This window comes from Microbacterium sp. GbtcB4 (genome assembly GCF_019091465.1).
GTDB lineage: Bacteria > Actinomycetota > Actinomycetes > Actinomycetales > Microbacteriaceae > Microbacterium > Microbacterium paraoxydans.
Map to the genome: position 1 here is coordinate 211,949 of NZ_JAGXJJ010000006.1, position 20,404 is coordinate 232,352.

Sequence of the window (20,404 nt, forward strand, 5' to 3'; positions counted from 1 at the left end):
CGTTCGGCGGTCGTGGATTCGCATCGAGGTCGCAGGGACTCCCGCAGAGCGTGCGACCTGCAGCGGATCTGCGACCTGCGGCGGAGGGTCAGCGGAAGATCGTGCGCGGATCCGGGTCGTCGGCACGCGGTGGCCGCAGCCGGGCGGGAAGCGGCCACGGCAGGGTGAACCGCGCGGTCGCGGGTCGGGTCATGTCCCCGAAGTCGTCGACCTTCACGACGATGCGCCCCGGCGTGCCCTCTTCGTCCGGCGTGACTTCGAGGATGCGCACCCGAAGCGGGCGGTCACCCTCTCCCTCGAGCATCCACGGATCGGCGAGCCAGGCGATGCCGTGCTCATCGAGCGCGGCCTCCGCGTCGAGCCACTCGCCGGGGCCGAAGACCCTGCGCCCGAGGACATCGGCGGCGACCCAGTCCTCGCCCTCCGGATGGATCCAGCCGAGCAGCTCGCCGTCGTCGCGGCGGTGCGGGGTCCAGGCTTGAGGCATGCCCCGATGCTAGCCCGCGCGTCGCACGATCAGGCTCTCGCGCGACATCAGGCTCTCGCGCGACATCAGGCGAGCGCGCGACATCAGGCAGTTGCGCCCCCGAAAGCCTGATGCGACGCGAATGTCTGCGTTCGCGCGCGGGATCCAGCGGACGTGGAAACAGGGGAACAAGCGAGGTCAGGCGAGCGCGGGACATCAGGCTCGTTGTCACTCCGGACGCCTGATCTCGCGCGGATGCCTGTTCGCGCGGGGTCAGGGGGTCAGTGCGTGTACTCCATGAGTTCGACGCCGAGCACGCGGAAGGCGTCGTGCGCGCGGAGACGGTGGCTGATCGACAGGTCGTCGAAGCACACGATCATCGAGTAGGCGACCCCGGCGCGCGGCCCCGCGAGCACCCCCGCCTCGGCGCGCACTCCCCGGTCGCGCCCGGTCTTGTTCACGAACAGCAGGCCGTGCGCGTCGTGCTCGTGTGCGAAGGGGTCGAGCCCGGTCGAGGCGGCCACGAGGCTGAGATCCTGGTTGAGGCTGAGCCATTCCGACACCTGGGCGCTGACGGCGGCATCCACGACCTGGGAGTTCACGAGCGCGGAGAACAGCCCGGCCAGCTCGCGCGCCGACCCCACCGCGACCTGCGGGGCGTCGTCCGGACCACGACGGTCGCGGAACCGGTCGAGCAGGGCGGTGCGACGCAGCCCCAGCCCCTCGATGCGCTCGCGCACCCGGTCGTGCCCCACCTTCTCCAGCAGGATGTTCACGGCGATCGGATCGCCGGCGGTCGCGGCCAGCACGGCGAGGTCTTCCAGCGGCAGCGCGGGGGCCCGCAGGTGCCGCCACAGCCCGGAGCTCTCCACGGCCTCGACGCTCGTGCGCTCCACGATCTCGAGAGGGTCGAGGGCACCGGACTCGAACGCCGCCGCCACCTCGATGAGCAGCGGGACCACACCGAGGCCGGCGACGGGCATGGTGACGTGGTCGTCTCCCGCCAGCACGTGCACATGGGAGTCGAGGTCGACCACGTGCACGGACACCTGCGCCCCGGAGTTCGCGAGGCCTTCGAGAGCCTTCAGCGTCGACGTGAACGACCGCCGGCCGACGGCCACGCGGCGGGGCAGCCGACGGGCTCCCGGCCGCTGCGAACGCCGACCGCGGGACGACTCAGGCGCACTCCCGGACGCTCCGGGAGCCGAGGGGTTCCGGAACGCGTCACCAGGGTCGGTCGCACCCACGCGTGGTCCTTCAGGAGGGGGAGGGATACTGCGCATCCGGGAAGGGCGCCCCGGCGGCAGGGATATCGTAACCCCACCGCCGGGGCACACCTCACAGAGTCCGGAGGTTCGTCACCAGATGGTCACCCGTGACGACTCCGGCAGCCACAGGGCGTCGTTTTCGGTGACCCCGAAGGCCTCGTAGAACGCGTCGATGTTGCGGACGATCTGGTTGCACCGGAACTCGTTCGGCGAATGCGGATCGATCGTCAGCAGGCGCAGCGTCTCGGCCTCGCGGCTCTTCTGCTGCCAGACCTGCGCCCAGGACAGGAGCAGCCGCTGCACCCCGGTGTAGCCGTCGATGACCGGCCCTTCGACGCGCTCCGGCACCGACGGATCGGCCCGCAGCGACAGCTCGTACGCCTTCAGCGCGATCCCGAGGCCGCCCAGATCGCCGATGTTCTCACCGATGGTGAGGGCGCCGTTCACGTGATGCTCGGCGTCCAGCCCCTCCGGCACGAGGGCGTCGTACTGCGCGATGAGCGCCTTCGTGCGCTCCTCGAAGGCCGCGCGATCCGCGTCGGTCCACCAGTCCTGCAGGCGCCCCTCGCCGTCGTATCGGCTGCCCTGGTCGTCGAAGCCGTGGCCGATCTCGTGCCCGATGACCGCGCCGATCCCGCCGTAGTTCGCCGCCGCGTCCCGCCCGGCGTCGAAGAACGGGTACTGGAGGATGGCCGCGGGGAAGACGATCTCGTTCATCGAGGGGTTGTAGTACGCGTTCACCATCTGCGGCGGCATGTGCCACTCGGTGCGGTCGATCGGCTTCCCGACCTTGTCGATGTTGCGGTCGTGCTCGAAGATCGCCGCGCGGCGCACGTTGCCGAGGAGATCGGTCCGGTCGATCACGAGGGCCGAGTAGTCGCGCCACACCTCGGGGTGCCCGATCTTCGGGGTGAACGCGTCCAGCTTCGCCAGCGCCCGCTGCCGGGTCTCCGCGGTCATCCACTCCAGGGTCTCGATGCTCTGCCGATAGGCCTCGACGAGGTTGGCGACGAGCTCGTCCATGGCCGCCTTCGCCGTCGGCGGGTAGTGCCGCTCGACGTAGACCTTGCCGATCGCCTCGCCCAGCGCCCCCTCGGTGACGGAGACGCCGCGCTTCCAGCGCTCGCGGAGCGTCGGAACGCCGGTGAGCTGGGTGCCGTAGAACGAGAAGTTCTCCTGCACGAGCTCGTCGGTGAGGTAGGGCGCCGCCGCGTGCACGACCTTCGCACGCAGCCAGGCCTTCCAGTCGTCCAGCCGCTCCGGAGTGAGCAGAGCGCCCAGCCCCTCGAAGAAGCTCGGCTGCGCGACGACGACCTCGTCGAACGCCTGCGGGTTCGTCGGCGTCACGGCTTCGCGCCACGGAGTGAGGTCGACGCCCGCGAGTTCCTGCAGCTCGTCCCACGTCTTGAGGTTGTAGGTCGCCACCGCGTCACGGCTGCGCACGTTGTCCCAGTGGTGTCCGGCGAGCTCAGTCTCCAGCGCGATGGAGCGCTCGGCCTGCGCCGCGGCATCGGTCACGCCGGCGAGCGAGAGCAGGCGCTCCAGGTGCTCCCGGTACGCCGCGCGGGTCTCCGCGAAGGTGTCGAGTCGGAAGTAGCTCTCGTCCGGCAGCGAGAGTCCGGCCTGCACGAGCACGGGCAGGTAGCGCTCCGGGTTCCCGGGGTCGCCGTCGACGTAGAGGCCGATCACCGCCGCCCGGCCCTCCCGGTCGTAGGCGCCGACGGTGCGCAGGAAGGCCGGGATGCCATCGATCGCGTCGATCTCGGTGAACGTCTCGGCCAGCGGGGTCACGCCGGCCGCGGCGATGCGGTCGGTGTCCATGAAGCTCGCGAAGAGGTCGCCGATCTTGCGGGCGAGGGTGCCCTCCTGCGCGTCCTGCGACTCCTCGACGATCGCACGGACGTCCTTCTCGGCCTGCTCGGCCAGCAGATGGAAGGAGCCCCAGCGCGCCTTGTCTCCGGGGATCTCGGTGCGAGCGATCCAGGCGCCGTTCACGTGGCGATACAGGTCGTCCTGCGGGCGGATGTCGGGGCTGAGGTCGTCGAGCGCGAGGCCCGCGGGAAGCACGTCGGTCATGCGCTCCAGCCTATGGCCGGGGTCCCCCACGGTGTCCAGAAGACCTCAGTCCCGGCGTCGGCGCCCGAAGCGTCGGCGCCGGGGTGACGTCTCGGGCACCGGTGTCCGCGCGGCCCGGCGCTCCGCCCATGCGGCGACCTCGGCGTCGACGTCGCGCAGCGGTGTCACGACGGGTGGCCCGCCCTGCAGCTGCCTGCGTGCCTCGCGCACGCGGCGGTTGAAGTCCTCGAGCACCTCGCGGACGTCGGATTCCCTGCCGAGGAGGTCGAGCTGGGCGTCGAGCTCCCGGTCCTCGGTGCGCAGCAGGATCGCGGGAGGGCCGAGCCCGGTCAGTCCCTCCGTCTCGATCTTCCGACGGATCCACCAGTCCGGGTCGTGGTGGTCGCCGAGCCCTTCGAGCGGCTTCCCGGCTCCCGGCAGATCGTCGAAGTCGCCGCGACGGATGGCGACCTGGATGGCGGATTCGACGAAGGCGGCTCTATCGACCGCCGCGGCCGCGGACGGGGTGCCGGTTTCGCTGTCGTCTTCAGCACTGCCGCCCTGCTGCTGCCGCGCTCGATAGCGCGCGGCCGCCTCCCGGGGATCCGTCATGGTGCGCCTCCGTCCGCTGGGAGCTCCTCCTTCACCCTACGTCCGGTCGAGGCCGGCGGTCTCGGGTGTCGACGACAGGTCATAGGCTCGGAGGATGGCCGCCCGCACCTCCCTGAACCGCGAGATCCTGCGCCTGGCGGTCCCCGCCCTCGGTGCGCTCATCGCGGAGCCGGCCTTCCTCATCGTCGACGCCGCCCTCGTCGGCCATCTCGGCACCGTCCCCCTCGCCGGGCTCGGCATCGCCGGAGCCGTGCTGCAGACGATCGTCGGCCTCATGGTGTTCCTCGCGTACTCCACGACCCCCGCGGTCGCGCGTCGGTTCGGGGCCGGGCGTCCGGGAGAGGCGGTCTCGGTCGGGATCAACGGCATGTGGCTCGCGCTCGGCCTGGGTGCCGTGCTCGCCGTCGTCGGCGCCGTCTCGTCGCCCTGGCTCGTCTCCCTGTTCGGCGCGAGCGCGGAGGTCGCGGCACAGGCGAACGAGTACCTCGTGATCTCGATGTGGGGGCTCCCGGCGATGCTCATCGTGTTCGCCGCCACCGGGCTGCTGCGCGGGATGCAGGACACCATGACCCCACTGTGGATCGCGGGGCTCGGCTTCGCGGCGAACGCCCTGCTGAACTGGCTCTTCATCTACGGCCTCGGCTGGGGCATCGCCGGCTCCGCGGCAGGTACGGTGACGGCGCAATGGGGCATGGTCGCGGCGTACGCGCTCGTGGTCCGGCGTCTGGCGACCCGGCACAGCGCCTCGTTGCGCGCCCAGCGGGAGGGCCTGCGCCACACCGCGACGTCGGGCGGCTGGCTGTTCCTCCGCACCGTGAGCCTGCGCGTCGCCCTGCTCGCGACCGTGGCCGTGGCGACCGGGATCGGCACGGAGGAGCTCGCCGGGTGGCAGATCGTGTTCACCATCTTCTCGGCGGCGGCCTTCGCCCTCGATGCGCTCGCGATCGCCGCGCAGGCGCTGATCGGCAAGGAGCTGGGTGCCGGTGACGAGGAGCAGGTGCGCCGAGTGCTGGCGCGGACGGTCGCGTGGGGAGCGTGGTTCGGCGTCGTGGTCGGCGCCGTCATCGCCGCCCTCTCCGGGGTGCTCGGCATCGTCTTCACCGGCGATCAGGGCGTGGCAGAGGTGGTGCAGCCGGCCCTGATCGTGCTCGCGGTGGCGCAGCCGGTCGCGGGCGTGGTGTTCGTGCTGGACGGAGTGCTCATGGGAGCGAACGACGCCCGGTACCTGGCGATCGCGGGCGGTCTGAACCTCGTGCCGTTCCTGCCCACCCTGGCGATCATCGCCGCGACGGGGGTCGACGGCACCGCCGGCCTCGTGTGGCTCGCCGTCGCGTTCTTCGGGGTGTACCTGCTCGCACGGCTGGCGACGCTGGGGTGGCGAGTGCGCTCCGGGCGATGGCTCGCCGCGTCGGCGTAGCTCCTCCACAGTCGACCCGAAGAACGACTTATCCCCCGCCCCCGGGCACAGCGGAATACAGCGCCCCGCCACTCTGTCGCTCCGGTCCAGCATGGAGCGACACTGAAGGGATGCTGGGGATGAACGACGCGCAGGTATGGACGACGATCGGGGTTCTCGCCTCGGGCATGTACGCCACGATCACGCTCATGGCGACGATGTTCGTGAGGATCATCAAGACGGAGATCGGCACGGTCCGCACGGAGATCGGCGGGATCCACACCGAGATCGGTGGGATCAAGGGCGAGATCGGCGGGATCAAGGGCGAGATCGTCGGCGTGAAAGCCGAGATCGGGGATCTCCGGAAGGAGGTGCACGGTCTGAGCCGGCGCATGGACGGCCTCGACCGCGACGTCAGCGCGATCTCGCGGCACCTCTTCGGCATCGATCCGGCCTGACAGAGCAGGTACGACCGCTCCTCGTGCTCACTCCGCGTGGCGACGACACCACTCGTACATGATGACGGCGGCGGCGGCACTCGCGTTGATCGAGCGGGTCGAGCCGTACTGCGTTATCTCGATGTGACCGGAGGCGGCAGCCAGTGCCTCCGGCGACAGCCCCGGCCCCTCCTGACCGAAGAGGAGCACGCACGAGCGCGGCAGGTCGGCGCGGTCCACCGGCACGGCCCCGTCGACGTTGTCGATCGCGATGACGGGCAGCCCCTCGGCGGCCGCCCAGACGGCGAAGGTCGCGATGTCCTCGTGGTGCACGACGTGCTGGTAGCGGTCGGTCACCATGGCGCCGCGCTTGTTCCAGCGACGGCGGCCGATGATGTGCACCGTATCGGCGAGGAACGCGTTGGCGCTGCGCACGATGGAACCGATGTTCATGTCGTGCTGCCAGTTCTCGATCGCGACGTGGAACGGATGACGCCGCGTATCGAGATCAGCGACGATCGCCTCCATGCGCCAGTAGCGATAGCGGTCGATGACGTTTCGCGTGTCGCCGTGCGCGAGGAGCTCGGGATCGTACTGCTCTCCCTCAGGCCAGGCCGACGGCCCTCCGGGCCAGGGGCCGACGCCGTATCCGGGCTGCGCCGAGGACCCCCCGGGGGCGGTCGGTTCCGTGCTCTCGGGGCGCTGCGCTTCCATCCCGCCAGGCTATCGCCGCCTCCGCCTGTCGCCGTCGGGCGGAGGAGCCGGCGCCCCGTCGTCGAAGGGGTCCCGGCCATCACGACACGATATTTAGGTGTGCCGAAAAATACGCTACGGTTTCGGTGTGCCTAAAAATCCCGCCGCCTCCGTGATCCCCGCTCGCACCGCTTCACCGCGCCTGCTGTGGCTGCTGGGACCGGCGCTGGTGGCGGGCGTGGCCTACCTCGACCCGGGCAACGTCGCCAGCAACATGACGGCGGGGGCGCAGTACGGCTATCTGCTCGTGTGGGTGGTCGTCGCCGGCAACGTGATGGCCTGGCTGATCCAGTACCTGTCCGCGAAGCTCGGCGTCGTCACCGGCCAGAGCCTCCCGGAGGTGCTGGGCCAGCGGCTGCGCCGCCCCTGGGCCCGCCGCGCCTACTGGCTGCAGGCGGAGCTGGTCGCGATGGCGACGGACCTCGCCGAGGTCATCGGCGGCGCCGTCGCCCTGAACCTGCTCTTCGGCGTCCCGCTGCTGTGGGGCGGCCTCATCACCGGGGCCGTGTCCATGGTCCTGCTCGCCGTGCAGAACCGTCGCGGCGCCCGGCCGTTCGAGTTCGTGATCATCGGCCTCATGTTCGTGATCACGATCGGCTTCATGGCCGGCCTGTTCCTCGCGCCACCCGACCCGGGCGGCGTCGTGAGCGGCCTCGTGCCGCGCTTCGAGGACACGGGGTCCGTGCTCCTCGCCGCCTCGATCCTCGGCGCGACGATCATGCCGCACGCGATCTACGCGCACTCCTCCCTGGCCCGCGACCGGTTCGGTGCGACGAGCGCCGAGACGACAGAGGAGGCGGCCCGGATCGAGACCTCGCGGATCCGCCGCCTGCTCACGGCGACGCGCTGGGATGTGACGATCGCGATGGTCATCGCGGGCTCCGTGAACCTCGGCATCCTCCTGCTCGCGGCGGCGAACCTCGCGGGCGTCGCGGGGACCGACTCGCTGGAGGGCGCACACGCCGCCCTCGCCGCGGGTCTCGGCCCGGTCGTGGCGACCTTCTTCGCCGTGGGACTGCTCGCCTCGGGTCTCGCCTCGACCTCCGTCGGCGCGTACGCGGGCGCCGAGATCATGCACGGCCTCCTGCACGTGCGCATCCCCCTGCTGGCCCGCCGCCTCGTGACGCTCATCCCCGCGCTGGTGATCCTCGGCATCGGGGTGGACCCCACGCTCGCCCTCGTCCTCAGCCAGGTCGTGCTGTCTTTCGGCATCCCGTTCGCGCTGATCCCGCTCGTCGCCCTCACGGCGCAGCGCCGCACGCTCGGCGTCTGGGTCAACCGGGCGTGGACGACAGCCGCCGGCATCGTGGCCTCGGTGCTCCTCATCGCCCTGAACGGCGCCCTGCTCTGGCTGGTGCTGACGGGGGCATGACGCCGGATAGGCTCGACATCATGTCTGCCGCCTCCGCCCGTCGCACCGTCCGCCTCCTCACCTGGAGCGGCTTCGCGACCGGCGTCATCGGCGGTCTGCTCATCGCGTTCCCGAAGGTCATCGGCCCCGCCAGCCCGTGGGTGCAGCTCGCGCTCGGCGTCGCCACCTTGATCTTCGCGTTCCGCGCCCGCAAGGTCGGCATCGCCGAGGTGGAGGGCTTCGACGGGCGTCTGTCGCTCGCCGCCGCCCTCCTGGGATTCCTCGTGCTCTTCTTCGCCGGGCAGGCGGCCGTGATCCTGCTCGGCTCCGCGGGCGCCTGATTCAGGCCGCGACGAAGCCCGTCACGAGGTAGAGCACGAGCGAGATCCCGGCGGCGATCCCCGCGTAGGGGAGGATGGCCAGCATGAGGTTGATCGGCTTGATGCCGACGGACCGCGACGCGAGGATGATGCCGTCCCCGTAGAGGCAGGTCGTGCTGCCCAGCGCCGCCCCGGAGAACACCGCCGCGCCCGCCAGGATCGGGTCCGCGCCGAGGGCCAGCGCGAGCGGCAGCACCACCGGGGTGATGACCGCCGCCAGGTCCCAGAACGAGCCGGTCGCGTAGGCGTACACGCCGCAGACGGCGAACACGATGGCGGGCAGCAGCGCCGGGGTGAGCACCGGCTCCGTGACCTGGATGACGAACTCGGCGAGCTGCAGAGTGATGTTCATCTCCTGCACCATGAACGCCAGCACGGTGAGCACCATCACGAAGAGCATGCTCTCGATGCCCTCCAGCGCCGCGTCCAGCACGCCCCGCACGGAGAGGCGGCGCTGCACGAGGACGAGCACGATCGTGACCGCGAGCGCGGCCGCGGTGCCGGCGACGACGTTGGCGTCGGTCGCGATGGTGACACCCACGAGGACCGCCATCGCGAGGAGGAACGACCACGGCTGGGGGCGGCGCCCCTCCTCCGTCGAGGTCTCCAGCGCCACGGCGACCCGCTGCGCCGTCGAACCGTCGGGGTCGTCCGCGCGCAGCTCGGAGAGCAGGGCCGCGCCCTCCGCGCGGCGTTCCGCATCCGTCGTGCCGAGGGGGAAGACGTCGCCGTCGCGCTCCGCCCGCAGGGCGTCCTTCTTCAGCGGACCGAATCGGGGCAGCCAGCCGATGCTCATCAGCAGGGCGACCGCGATCGCCGTCCACCCGAAGAAGATGAACGGGATCGACTGCAGGTAGGCGCCGAAGCCGCTGCCTCCGACGGTCACGCCCTGGGCCTCGAAGAGTCCGGAGAAGAACAGCGCCCAGGTCGAGACCGGGACGAGCACCGCGATCGGCGCGGCGGTCATCTTCATGATCGCGCCGAGCTGCGTACGAGGGACGCGGTACCGGTCGGTCACCTGCTTCATCGAGGTGCCGGTGGTGAGCACGTTGAGGTAGTCGTCCACGAACAGGACCACCGAGAGCAGGAACGTCAGCAGTGTCGACTTCCGGCGGGAGGTCACGAACCGCTCCACCCAGCGGGCGAAGTCGGTCACGATGCCCGACTTCTCGAACAGCATCATGAGGATGCCGAACAGCGCCACGATGAGCAGCAGCCACTGGGCGGTCTCGTTGGACAGCGCTGTTCCCGTGTACTCGACCCAGACGTCGAAGCCGCCCCAGCCGCCCAGGATCAGGGCGCCGGCGACGGTGCCGCAGAGCAGGGCGAAGAGGGTGCGCCGGGTGGCGACGGCGACCACGAGGATCACCGCGATGGGCAGGAGCGCGAGGGCGCCGAATTCGGGCATGGGGTTCACCTCGGTGTGAAGAAGGAAGGGGGTATGAGGGGTCGAGCGGGGGTCAGGGCTCGACGCCGCCGACGACCGTCCGCTGTACGGGCAGGTCGGGGAGGTCGTCCGGGGCGACGTGCAGCGGGTTCTCCGCCCACACGGCGTAGTCGGCGCGGAACCCGGGGGCGATCCGGCCGAGGTCGGTGTCGCCCTGAGCACGCGCGGCACCCACGGTGTAGCCGTGCAGCGCCTGGTAGGGGGTGAGCACCTGGTGGGGCTCGAAGACGGGGGCGTCGCGGTCGCCGGGACGACGGCGCAGCTGGGCCCAGGCGAGGCCGATGCGGGCGTCGTTCTGGGCGATGGGCCAGTCCGATCCCAGGGCGACCGGGGCTCCGGCCTCCCAGTAGTCGCGCACGCGCCAGGCACGGGCGGCACGGGCCGGTCCGAGACGCCGCGACCAGTCGTCCGAGCCGTCGGCCTTGCGCCACTGCAGGTGGAGCGGCTGCATCGAGGCGGTGATCCCCGCGGCCGCGAGGCGCGCGACGTCACGATCGGTCGTGGTCTCCAGGTGCTCGATCCGGTGGGGTGCGCCACCGGCACTGCGGACCCCGGCGGCGAGGTACGCATCGATGACCTCCCCCACCGCTCGGTCGCCGATGGCGTGCGTCGCGACCTGGAAGCCGGCCTCGGCATAGCGGCGCACGGTGCGGGCGTAGGCGGCGGCGTCCTTCCAGAACGGCGCGGTCCCCTCCCCCGCCGTGTCGGGCTCGTACAGCCAGGCGGTTCCCGTCTCCACCACACCGTCGGCATAGAGCTTGACGACCCCGCCCCGCCAGCGCTCTCCTCGGCGGTCGCGCATCCGGAGGTTCTCGGCCGTGCGGGCGGTGTCGAACCCGGGCTCGTGGTCGATGGCGGAGACGATGCGGATCGGTAGACCCGGCCCCTGCTCCATGGCGTCCAGCAGGTCCAGGGTCGCGAAGCCGCCGTCCATGATCGTGCCGCCGGTGAGGCCGGAGGACCGGAGCCCCTGCAGCAGTTCGTGGCCGGCGGCGAGCGTCTGCGCACGGTCCAGGGCGGGGGCGGCGAGGCGCACGGGCTCGTAGGCGCCGAGTTCGCGCAGCTCGCCGGTCGGGATCCCCTCGGCGTCGACCACGACGAGGGAGGAGTCGTCCGTCTCGCGCGGCCCGGTGATGCCGCCGCGCCGCAGCCCCTCGCGGCTGGCCAGCGCGGTGTGCCCGTCGAACACGATGAGCAGCGCGGGGAGGCCGCGCACCGCGTCCTCGATGGCGTCGGCGGTCATGGGGACCTCGTGGAAGACGTCGTAGTCGAGATTCCACCCGCGCACCCACGGCTCGGCGTCCTCGGCGAGCGCCCGGTCCGCCTCGGCGCGCAGGGCGGCGCGCAACGCCGCGGCGGTGGTGATGCCCCCGAGGTCGATTCCCGCGGTGAGCTCGAGGCCCTGCAGCGGGTGCAGGTGCGCGTCGATGAGCCCGGGGGTGACGGCGGCGCCGCCGAGGTCATGCACGACGGTGCCGGTCCCGCGCAGCTCGCGGACGAGGTCGTCGTCGCCGACCGCCAGGAAGCGCCCGTCGCGGATGGCGAAGGCCGTGGCCTCCGGGCGGCGGGGGTCCATCGTCACGACGCGCGCGCCGGTGACGATAGTGTCGGCGTCGAAACCCGTCATGACGTTCTTCCTCGAGCGAATTGAAAGAGTTTCAATAAAGTAGCAGACACGGAACCCGAATCGAGCCCCGATGACGAAGACTCCCCGCAGCGTGGGCCGCCCCTCCGGCCGGGTGCTCACCGAGGAGCGGATCCTCGATGCCGCCTTCCGACTCAGCGCCGAACGCACCCCGCAGCGCTTCACCATGACCGCGCTCGCGGAATCCCTCGGGGTGCGCACCTCGGCGCTCTATCACCACTTCGAGAACCGCGACGCCGTGATCCGGGCCATGCGCGGCCGCGTGAGCCGCTCCCTCGCCACCCCGGTGCCCCGCGAACGGCCGCTGGAGGAGGCCCTGCTGGCCTGGGCGCACAGCTATCGCGACGCGGCCGTCGCCGCCCCGCAGGCCATGGTCATGCTCGCGAGCTCCCCCATCGATGCCGACGAGGGCTCGTTCGCGGACTACGAGCAGATCGCGGTGCTGCTCTCCGACGACGGCTGGCCCCGCGAGACGATCGTCGACGCCATCGTCGCGCTGGAGTCGTTCATCATCGGCTCCGCGCTGGACGCCCTCGCTCCGGCCGACAACATGGCGCCGAAGGAGCTCGCCCCCGCCTACCCCACCTTCGCCGCGGCGGAGAGTGCCAGGGCCGAGCTCAGCGACGACCCCGCCCGACGGACGTTCGAGATCGGTGTGCGCGCCCTCATCCGGGGCCTCACGGCCTGGGCGCGCGGGGGCGGAGACCGGTCCGCGCCGTAGAGTGGTGGGGTGGCATCCCCCGCAGCTGACGACTATCTGAAGACCGTCTACGCGCACACCGAGTGGCAGGATGCGCCGATCACCCCCTCGGTCCTGGCGGCCAAGCTCGGCATCGCCCCGTCGTCGGTCACGGAGATGGTGAAGAAGCTCGCTGCGGCGGGACTCGTGTCGCACGTGCCGTACGGAGCGGTCCGGCTGACGGACGCGGGGACCACCCGGGCCCTCGCGATGGTCCGCCGCCACCGCCTCATCGAGACCTGGCTCGTGCAGGAGTTCGGGTACGGATGGGATGAGGTGCACGACGAGGCCGAGGTGCTGGAGCACACCATCAGCGACCGGCTGCTCGAGGGCATCGACGAGCGCCTGGGGCGGCCGCGCTTCGACCCGCACGGAGACGCCATCCCGGATGCCGAGGGCCGCGTCGAACGGGAGCCCTTCGTGCTGCTCGCCGATGCCCCGGACGGACACACCGGCCGCGTCCTCCGCGTCGACGACCGCGACCCGGAGCTGCTGCGGACCCTCGACGCCCACGGGGTCGTCGTGGGGACGACCGTGACGGTGACCCCGTCCGGCATCGCCCTCGACGGCACCGAGCCGCCGCTGCCCCCCGCCGCCCGCGACGTGGTGTGGTTGTCGGCCTGACCCCCGGCTTCGAATCGCGCACTTTGCGGCACATCGGCCGGGGATGGGGCCAATCAGGCGATTCGAAAGGAAAGGTGAGGCCTCTAGGCTGAGCACATGGCACACCGTGACGACATCGAATGCTGGCTCACCGACATGGACGGCGTGCTCGTCCATGAGAACGACGCCATCCCCGGGGCCTCCGAACTCCTCGCCGGATGGGAGCGCAACGAGATCCCGTACCTCGTGCTCACGAACAATTCGATCTTCACCGCCCGCGACCTCTCGGCCCGCCTCCGTGCGAGCGGCCTGATCGTGCCGGAGGAGCGCATCTGGACCTCCGCGCTCGCGACCGCCGACTTCCTCGCGCAGCAGCTCCCCGGCGGCTCCGCGTTCGTCATCGGCGAGGCCGGCATCCTCACCGCTCTGCACGAGGCCGGCTTCATCATGACCGAGACGAACCCCGACTTCGTCGTCGTCGGCGAGACCCGCAACTACTCGTTCGAGGCCATCACGAAGGCCATCCGCCACATCATCAACGGCTCGCGCTTCATCGTGACCAACCCGGACGCCACCGGCCCGAGCGCCGACGGGGTGCTGCCGGCCACGGGAGCGATCGCCGCCCTCATCACCAAGGCCACCGGCAAGGAGCCCTACGTCGTCGGCAAGCCCAATCCGATGATGTTCCGTTCGGCCCTGAACAAGATCGGCGCGCACTCGAAGAAGACCGGCATGATCGGCGACCGGATGGACACGGACATCGTCGCCGGCATCGAGGCGGGTCTGCACACGGTGCTCGTACTCACAGGCATCAGCGACCAGCGGATCATCGAGCAGTACCCCTTCCGCCCGGACGAGATCGTCGACTCGGTCGCCGACCTGCTGCCGACCATCACCGACTCGATCCCCACCCTCGACGAGGACTGACGTGGGCGCCCTCGACGACGGCGAGCGGGTCACGGCGGCGGACGCCGCGGCCTGGCGCGCCTGGCTCGAGGCGAACCACGAACGCACGGCCGGAGTGTGGCTGCTGAGCGTGCGCGGGCGATCCGCCACCGGCGTCGGCTACGAGGACGCCGTCCGGCAGGCGCTGTGCTTCGGGTGGATCGACGGCCCGGTGCGCACGTTCGACGACGAGACCGGTGGCCAGTGGTTCTCCCCTCGACGCCCGGGGAGAGGCTGGGCGGCGACGAACAAGGCCCGCATCGCGGAGCTGGAGGCCGCGGGGCTCCTCGCTCCGGCCGGCATCCGCGCGCTGGAGACCGCGAAGGCGAACGGCTCCTGGACGCTCCTCGACGGCCCCGAGGCCGGCATCGAGCCGCCGGAGCTCACCGCCGCTCTCGACGCGGTGCCGGCGGCGAGGGCGAGCTGGGATGCGTTCCCGAAGTCGGTGAAGAAGTTCGGCCTCACACACATCGCGATGGCCAAGCGGCCGGAGACGAAGGCCGCGCGCATCGCGAAGATCGTGGCGGATGCCGCGGAGGGGAAGCGCCCATGAACCAGAGCGACCTGCTGTTCCTCGTCCTGTTCCTCATCACGCTCACGTCGCTGGTCGTGTTCGTGGTGCAGTTCGTGCGCTCCCGCCGCCGTGGCGGCGAGGATGACGGCCGCGCCGGCTGGTGGGAAGGCCCCTGGGACGACGACGACCGCCGACGCTGAGCCGACGGCCGTCGCCCGGTCTCAGGAGGCGAGCGACGCTCCGGCCACCTCTGTGAGCGTGAGCGAGTCGATCGCCGCGACCGGCTCGGGCATCTGCAGCGGACCGGCACCCGGGGTGATCGTGCCGAGGATGCGCGGCTCGCGCGCCCCGGTCCCACCGGGGACGATCGCGGGGACGCCGTGCAGGGTCGACCAGCCGATGAGCGCGAGGAGGATGGCCTCCTTGCTGTCGGCGGGGGCGCCGAGCTCGTCGGCCAGCACGACCTCGGTCTGCGGCAGCGCCGCCCGGAGCCCGTCCAGGAGCAGCGGGTTGCGGCAGCCGCCGCCGGACACCGCGAGGAAGCCGATCCCGGCGGCCTCGACGTCGCGGGCGACCGTGCGGACCGTGAGCTCAGTGAGCGTGCGCACGACGTCGGCGACCGCGATCTCGCGTCCCTGCGCTGCGAGGTGCTCGTGCACGTAGGCGAGGTGGAAGTGCTCCTTGCCCGTGCTCTTCGGCGGGGTGAGGGCGTAGTAGGGGTCCGCGAGCATGGCGTCCAGCAGCGCCTCATCGACCCGTCCGGTGCGGGCGATCGCCGCGTCGTCGTCGTAGCCGAGCGGGTTGAGGTCGTGCGCGACGATGACCGCGTCGACAAGCGCGTTCGCGGGGCCGATGTCGTAGGCGACGAGGCCGTCCGGGCGGACGACGGTCATGTTCGAGATGCCGCCGAGGTTCAGCGCCGCCGAGACGCCGGCGCGACCGCGGAGCAGCAGCTCATCGAGGAACGAAACGAGCGGAGCACCGTGACCACCCGCGGTGATGTCGCGGATGCGGATGTCCGAGATGACGGGCACGCCGGTCTTCTCGGCGATCCAGGCGGGCTGCCCGATCTGGAGGGTGCCGAGCGCGTGGGAGCCGTCGACCCAGTGGTAGACGGTCTGACCGTGCGAGCACACCGCATCGACGCCGCCGACCTCGGCCGCGATATCAGCCGCGACGTCGGCGAACGCCTGCCCGATGAGGGTGTCGAGCTCGGCCACCTCGGCCAGGGTGGTCTGTGCCGGAGGGAGCGCGGCGATGAGGCGTGCCCGCAGCTCGGGATCGTAGGGGACGCTCGTGGATGCGAGCACCGTGCCCCGGAGGTCGACGCCGTGCGCCGTGAACCCCCCATTGGTGGCGAAGTCGACGACGGCGGCGTCGATCCCGTCGTGCGAGGTGCCGGAGATCAGTCCCAGGACGCGCATCGATTTCCTTCCGACAAGAGGTATGTATCAAAACTACATCAGGTGGCATATGGGTGTAACAGCGTTTCATCCGCCTGGTTGGACGGCATGGGGTGCCCTCTCCTCCACACTGCCGCGTGATCGGTAATCGGTTCACAGATGCCGGAATTCCGAGCGACGAGCGCACGGCGACCACGTATCGTCGAAGCCGCACCCGCACCGAGGAAGGGAGCACCGTGTCCGCGGACACCCTCACGATCATCGTCAGCGCGATCGGCGTCGTGCTCACCCTCGGCGCGAGCCTGTTCGCGGCAGGGGCGTGGATGGTCCGTCGCATCGACGAGCGTCTCGGCACCGTCGACCACCGGCTCTCCACAGGCATCGGCTCCGTCGAAGAGAAGCTCACCGCACGCATCGACACCGCCGAAGAGAAGCTCGGCGCCCGCATCGACACCGCCGAAGAGAAGCTCGGCGCCCGCATCGATGCGGTGGCGGCGGACGTCACGGAGCTGAAGATCGCCGTCGCCCGGCTCGAAGGGCCCCCGCGACGCCTGCTCGTGTCGGGGAGCTGAGCCTCGCGTCAGCGCAGGACGAGGGCGGCGGCGCCGATCAACGGCCCCTCGTCGCCCAGGCCCGAGCGGACGACGCGGGTGCGACGCGAGTACTCGTGCACGGCGCTGGCGGTGAGCGCCTGCTGGACGAGCTCGATGTAGTCCGACGACACCCGCGAGAAGCCGCCGCCGATGGCGACGACGTCGAGGTCGACGAGGGTGGCGGCATCGGCCAGCGCCTCCCCCACGGCGCGGGCCGAACGCTCGATCGCCGCGCGGGCGACGGCGACACCGGCCGCGGCGTCCCGGGCCAGGTCCTCCCCGGTCGCGCCGGACCAGCCCTGCTCCCGCGCCCAGGCGGCACTGGCAGGTCCGGAGGCGATCTCCTCGAGAGTGAGCCCGCCCTCGCGGCGAACCTGCCCCAGGTGCCCGGCGTTGCCGCTGGCCCCGGGCACATACGCACCGCCCACGACGAAACCGCCGCCGACGCCGGTGGACACGACGATCGACAACGAGGCTCCCGCCTGCTGCGTCGCCCCCAGCCACGACTCCGCGAGCGCGAGCGCGCCGCCGTCGTGACCCAGGACCGCCGGGACGTCCCGTCCGAGTGCGGTCGAGGCCGCACGGGCGACCGCGTCGACGAGGCCGAACCCCCGCGCGAGGGGCATGTTCACCGGCAGGATCTCACCGCGGGTCCGATCCACGGGACCCGCGCTGCCGATCCCGGCGCCGACGAGCTCCGCGTCGGCGGGGAGGGCGGCGAGCGCATGCCGCACGATCGCGTCGACCGCCGCCGTCAACGACGCGGACGTCGCCTCACGGCCGGTCGGCTGCCGGCTGCGGCTGCCGGGGACGAGCGCGCCGTCGTCGGCGACGAGGGCGGCCTCCATCTTCGTGCCGCCCACGTCGACGGCCAGCGCGTAGCGGGTCACTGCGGGTCGAGTCCGAGGTCGTCGAGGTCGAAGGCCGCGCGCCACTCCAGGCCTTCGGCCTCGATGGCGGCCTGCGCGCCGGTCTTGCGGTCGACGATCACCGCGACCGCGACGACCTCCGCACCTTCCTTGCGCAGCGCTTCGACCGCCTTGAGCGCGGACTGCCCGGTGGTCGAGGTGTCCTCCAGCACGACCACGCGCTTGCCCTTCACGTCGGCGCCCTCGATCTGGCGACCGCGGCCGTGGTCCTTCGGCTCCTTGCGCACGACGAACGCGTCGAGCGGACGGTCGGTGCCGACCGAGGCATGCAGGACGGCGTTCGCGATCGGGTCGGCGCCGAGCGTCAGACCGCCGACGGCGACGACGTCGAGATCGGCGATCAAGTCGAGCATGATGCGGCCGATCGCCGGAGCGGCGCGGTGGTCGAGGGTGAGCTTGCGCATGTCGACGTAGTACGTCGCCTTCTTGCCGCTGGACAGGGTGAAATCGCCGTGGAACACCGCCTCGTCCGTGATGAGGGCGAGGAGGGTCTGGCGGTCTGCGTCGAGTGCGGTCACGGCATCCAGTGTAGGAGGCACACCCTAGGCTGGACGCATGCGCTTGGCCACCTGGAACGTCAACTCCATCCGCACCCGCGTCACCCGCACCGTCGAGTTCGCCGTCCGTGAAGACATCGACGTGCTCGCGATGCAGGAGGTGAAGTGCAAGCCGGAGCAGTTCCCGTATGCACCGTTCGAGGAGGCCGGCTACCACGTCGAGGTGCACGGCCTCAATCAGTGGAACGGCGTCGCGATCGCGAGCCGGCTGCCTATCACCGACGTGCGCACCGCCTTCGACGGCATGCCCGGGTTCGCGAAGGGCCACGAGGGCCCCGATGCCCCGCAGGAGGCGCGTGCTCTGGGCGTCATGGTCGACGGCGTGCGCGTCTGGAGCCTGTACGTGCCCAACGGCCGCTCGCTCGACGACCCGCACTACGTCTACAAGCTGCATTGGCTCGAGCAGCTCAAGCAGTCCACGGCGGCCGAGCTGTCGGCGAATCCCGACCTTCCGCTCGCCCTCGTCGGCGACTTCAACATCATCCCGTTCGACCATGACAACGGCGATCCCGACATCGTGGTCGGCCGCTCCACCCACGTCTCCCCCGCCGAGCGCGACGCGTTCTTCGCGTTGACCGACGCGGGCGTGACCGACGTCGTGCGCCCGCTGCTCCCCGAGGGCTACACCTACTGGGACTACCAGCGGTTGAAGTTCCCGCGCAACGAGGGCATCCGCATCGACTTCATCCTCGGCTCGAAGACACTCGCCGATGCCGTCACCGGCGCGTCGATCCACCGCAACGAGCGCAAGGGCGAGCAGCCCAGCGACCACGTGCCCGTGGTGGTCGACGTGGACTTCGGCGGCGACGACGCCGACGACGACCTGCCGATGATCTTCTCCTGACCCTTCGACAGGCTCAGGCCCTTCGACAGGCTCAGGGACCCATCCTCATGACACGCTCAGGGACCTACCCCGTGCGGCTGATCGCGACCGACCTCGACGGCACGCTGCTCGACAGCTCGTCCGCGGTGTCGCCGCGCACCCGTGCCGCGCTCGATGCTGCGCGGGACGCGGGCGTCGCGGTGGTGCCCGTCACCGCCCGCCAGCCCATCGGCCTTCGTGTGATCGCCGCCGACGCCGGATTCGACGGGTGGGCGCTGTGCGGCAACGGCGCGTACGCGACGCATCTCACCGAGGGCCGCATGCTGTTCGCCGAGGAGCTGCCGCCCGCGACGCTGCGCACTCTCGCCGACGCGATGCGCGCCAGCGTCCCCGGCCTGCTCTTCGCGAGCGTACGGGAGGGCGGCGAGACGTTCGTCGCACAGCACGGCTATGCGGCGATCGCGCAGCTGTCCGACCACAAACGCGACCCCGCGACGATGGGCGGCGTGCCGCTGGACGAGGTGCTCGCGGCGCCGACGCTCAAGCTCGTGATCCGGCACCCCGAGCTCGCGCCCGCCGCACTCTTCGAGACCCTGCGGTCCCTCGGGCTCACCGGCTTCGAGGCCACGCTGTCCGGTGCCCCGTTCGTCGAGGTCATGGCGCAGGGCGTCACGAAGGCCACGGGACTCGCGCGCCTCTGCACGCACCTCGGCATCGATCGCTCCGGCGTCGTGGCGTTCGGAGACGCCCTCAACGACGTCGAGATGCTCCGCTGGGCCGGTCACGGCGTGGCCATGGCGCACGCGGAACCCGTCGTGCAGGAAGCCGCCGACGAGACCACGGCGACCAACGACGAAGACGGTGTGGCCCGCGTGATCGAGCGCCTGCTCGACTATCGGCCTCTTGCCTCTCGGGCGGATACCTGAAAAATCGATTCACCCGACATCACCCTGTCAGCGTTGTGACACCGCTACTGCAGAAGTGCGCCGACGAGAGTGAAGACGCCGAAGCCGATGAAGAGTATCCCGACGATGAGCATCCTCATCGGCGTCCTCCCGGGCGGCATCGCATCATCAGCTGACGGCTCCCCGTACATCCTCTCCACGCCGTGATGGAAGATCTGGGAAACAGACCTGCGGAAGAGCATCAGGGCAAGCCCGATCACGATCAGTATCGGTCCGATCAGTGACGCAGCAGACAGGTGCAGTCTCGGATGCGAAGCCCAGAGGTGGTGCCATCGGAGAACTGCTACCCCGCACACGCCGTGCGTCAGCATCCTCCGCTTCATCCCGCGATGGACTGAAGTCAACGAAGGTCTCGTCACAGAACGATTCGCGATGCTCGGACCAGTCGGGGCCCGAGGTCCGTCCTGCCCCGGGCAGAGAGCCCGCTTCGCCGTCGGCGCTACGGACGTGAAGTACACCGTCGTCGTGCACCTCCCCACGCGCATCGCCATGATCTCCCCCTCTGGCTTCTCCGCCACCACGC

The 20,404-nt window shown here is 71.0% G+C and carries 23 protein-coding genes; 12 read left to right on the forward strand and 11 right to left on the reverse strand.

The genetic code is table 11. The annotated features are described in order from the left end of the window. Window positions 1–88: 88 nt before the first annotated feature. The 4 genes from KVS71_RS11905 to KVS71_RS11920 form a co-directional block, all read right to left on the reverse strand. Window positions 89–487: a hypothetical protein gene (locus tag KVS71_RS11905; RefSeq protein WP_217584639.1), complete on the reverse strand. Its 399-nt coding sequence runs from the start codon at window positions 485–487 to the stop codon at window positions 89–91. A gap of 260 nt (window positions 488–747) precedes the next feature. Further along, window positions 748–1,713 carry a serine hydrolase gene (locus tag KVS71_RS11910; protein ID WP_060921515.1) on the reverse strand — a complete coding sequence of 322 codons (966 nt, stop codon included), beginning with the start codon at window positions 1,711–1,713 and terminating at the stop codon, window positions 748–750. A gap of 111 nt (window positions 1,714–1,824) precedes the next feature. Next, window positions 1,825–3,810, reverse strand: a complete 1,986-nt coding sequence (locus KVS71_RS11915) for a M13-type metalloendopeptidase (RefSeq protein ID WP_217584640.1) — start codon at window positions 3,808–3,810, stop codon at window positions 1,825–1,827. A gap of 45 nt (window positions 3,811–3,855) precedes the next feature. After that, the gene (locus KVS71_RS11920) at window positions 3,856–4,401 is read right to left on the reverse strand and encodes a DUF1992 domain-containing protein (protein ID WP_105950554.1); all 546 of its coding nucleotides are present in this window, start codon (window positions 4,399–4,401) and stop codon (window positions 3,856–3,858) included. Between the two features lie 94 nt (window positions 4,402–4,495). On the opposite strand from KVS71_RS11920, the gene KVS71_RS11925 reads away from it, so the two are divergent. Then, window positions 4,496–5,818 (forward strand): MATE family efflux transporter, encoded by a 1,323-nt coding sequence (locus KVS71_RS11925; protein WP_217584641.1) that lies wholly within the window; start codon window positions 4,496–4,498, stop codon window positions 5,816–5,818. A gap of 110 nt (window positions 5,819–5,928) precedes the next feature. Further along, entirely contained in the window at window positions 5,929–6,255 is a 327-nt protein-coding gene (locus tag KVS71_RS11930) for a hypothetical protein (protein ID WP_217584642.1), read from the forward strand. 27 nt (window positions 6,256–6,282) lie between these two features. On the opposite strand, the gene KVS71_RS11935 is transcribed toward KVS71_RS11930, so the two are convergent. Beyond that, window positions 6,283–6,948, reverse strand: coding sequence for a TrmH family RNA methyltransferase (locus tag KVS71_RS11935; protein ID WP_217584643.1), 666 nt, complete (start codon window positions 6,946–6,948; stop codon window positions 6,283–6,285). Window positions 6,949–7,075: 127 nt separating this feature from the next. Here KVS71_RS11935 and KVS71_RS11940 point away from each other — a divergent pair, with 127 nt between their 5' ends. Both KVS71_RS11940 and KVS71_RS11945 read left to right on the forward strand, forming a co-directional pair. After that, window positions 7,076–8,359, forward strand: a complete 1,284-nt coding sequence (locus KVS71_RS11940; protein WP_368874700.1) for an Nramp family divalent metal transporter — start codon at window positions 7,076–7,078, stop codon at window positions 8,357–8,359. Window positions 8,360–8,379: 20 nt separating this feature from the next. After that, window positions 8,380–8,679: a hypothetical protein gene (locus KVS71_RS11945; RefSeq protein WP_144881884.1), complete on the forward strand. Its 300-nt coding sequence runs from the start codon at window positions 8,380–8,382 to the stop codon at window positions 8,677–8,679. Window position 8,680: 1 nt separating this feature from the next. On the opposite strand, the gene KVS71_RS11950 is transcribed toward KVS71_RS11945, so the two are convergent. Together KVS71_RS11950 and KVS71_RS11955 are read right to left on the reverse strand one after the other, a co-directional pair. After that, window positions 8,681–10,126 (reverse strand): Na+/H+ antiporter NhaC family protein, encoded by a 1,446-nt coding sequence (locus KVS71_RS11950; RefSeq protein ID WP_217584644.1) that lies wholly within the window; start codon window positions 10,124–10,126, stop codon window positions 8,681–8,683. Between the two features lie 52 nt (window positions 10,127–10,178). Continuing rightward, the gene (locus KVS71_RS11955; RefSeq protein ID WP_217584645.1) at window positions 10,179–11,792 is read right to left on the reverse strand and encodes an amidohydrolase; all 1,614 of its coding nucleotides are present in this window, start codon (window positions 11,790–11,792) and stop codon (window positions 10,179–10,181) included. A 70-nt stretch (window positions 11,793–11,862) separates the two neighbouring features. Between KVS71_RS11955 and KVS71_RS11960 the strand changes: the two genes are divergently transcribed. From KVS71_RS11960 to KVS71_RS11980, 5 genes are all read left to right on the forward strand, one after another. Beyond that, window positions 11,863–12,531 carry a TetR/AcrR family transcriptional regulator gene (locus tag KVS71_RS11960; protein ID WP_217584646.1) on the forward strand — a complete coding sequence of 223 codons (669 nt, stop codon included), beginning with the start codon at window positions 11,863–11,865 and terminating at the stop codon, window positions 12,529–12,531. Between the two features lie 9 nt (window positions 12,532–12,540). Continuing rightward, window positions 12,541–13,173, forward strand: a complete 633-nt coding sequence (locus KVS71_RS11965) for a metal-dependent transcriptional regulator (RefSeq protein WP_217584647.1) — start codon at window positions 12,541–12,543, stop codon at window positions 13,171–13,173. Between the two features lie 96 nt (window positions 13,174–13,269). Beyond that, window positions 13,270–14,079 (forward strand): HAD-IIA family hydrolase, encoded by an 810-nt coding sequence (locus KVS71_RS11970; RefSeq protein WP_025104898.1) that lies wholly within the window; start codon window positions 13,270–13,272, stop codon window positions 14,077–14,079. 1 nt (window position 14,080) lies between these two features. Further along, complete coding sequence (locus tag KVS71_RS20450) at window positions 14,081–14,650, forward strand: YdeI/OmpD-associated family protein (protein ID WP_217584648.1); 570 nt, start codon at window positions 14,081–14,083, stop codon at window positions 14,648–14,650. After that, window positions 14,647–14,811 (forward strand): hypothetical protein, encoded by a 165-nt coding sequence (locus tag KVS71_RS11980; protein WP_167627837.1) that lies wholly within the window; start codon window positions 14,647–14,649, stop codon window positions 14,809–14,811. The genes KVS71_RS20450 and KVS71_RS11980 overlap by 4 nt, the downstream gene beginning before the upstream one ends. A gap of 21 nt (window positions 14,812–14,832) precedes the next feature. Here the strand turns inward: KVS71_RS11980 and KVS71_RS11985 are convergent, their stop codons facing one another. Continuing rightward, complete coding sequence (locus tag KVS71_RS11985) at window positions 14,833–16,035, reverse strand: anhydro-N-acetylmuramic acid kinase (RefSeq protein WP_217584649.1); 1,203 nt, start codon at window positions 16,033–16,035, stop codon at window positions 14,833–14,835. Between the two features lie 215 nt (window positions 16,036–16,250). Between KVS71_RS11985 and KVS71_RS11990 the strand changes: the two genes are divergently transcribed. Continuing rightward, entirely contained in the window at window positions 16,251–16,586 is a 336-nt protein-coding gene (locus KVS71_RS11990) for a hypothetical protein (protein WP_217584650.1), read from the forward strand. Window positions 16,587–16,594: 8 nt separating this feature from the next. Here the strand turns inward: KVS71_RS11990 and KVS71_RS11995 are convergent, their stop codons facing one another. Together KVS71_RS11995 and pyrE are read right to left on the reverse strand one after the other, a co-directional pair. Continuing rightward, on the reverse strand, window positions 16,595–17,497 hold the full coding sequence (locus KVS71_RS11995) for an ROK family protein (RefSeq protein ID WP_144881872.1): 903 nt from the start codon (window positions 17,495–17,497) through the stop codon (window positions 16,595–16,597). Beyond that, window positions 17,494–18,054: an orotate phosphoribosyltransferase gene (gene pyrE / locus KVS71_RS12000; RefSeq protein ID WP_025104912.1), complete on the reverse strand. Its 561-nt coding sequence runs from the start codon at window positions 18,052–18,054 to the stop codon at window positions 17,494–17,496. The genes KVS71_RS11995 and pyrE overlap by 4 nt, the downstream gene beginning before the upstream one ends. A gap of 37 nt (window positions 18,055–18,091) precedes the next feature. Between pyrE and KVS71_RS12005 the strand changes: the two genes are divergently transcribed. Both KVS71_RS12005 and KVS71_RS12010 read left to right on the forward strand, forming a co-directional pair. Continuing rightward, a complete protein-coding gene (locus KVS71_RS12005) occupies window positions 18,092–18,937 on the forward strand; it encodes an exodeoxyribonuclease III (RefSeq protein WP_217584651.1) in 846 nt (281 codons plus the stop codon). Between the two features lie 47 nt (window positions 18,938–18,984). After that, the gene (locus KVS71_RS12010) at window positions 18,985–19,842 is read left to right on the forward strand and encodes an HAD family hydrolase (protein WP_254635697.1); all 858 of its coding nucleotides are present in this window, start codon (window positions 18,985–18,987) and stop codon (window positions 19,840–19,842) included. A gap of 44 nt (window positions 19,843–19,886) precedes the next feature. Here KVS71_RS12010 and KVS71_RS12015 read toward each other — a convergent pair whose 3' ends face one another. Continuing rightward, entirely contained in the window at window positions 19,887–20,081 is a 195-nt protein-coding gene (locus tag KVS71_RS12015) for a hypothetical protein (RefSeq protein WP_217584652.1), read from the reverse strand. Window positions 20,082–20,404 lie beyond the last annotated feature (323 nt).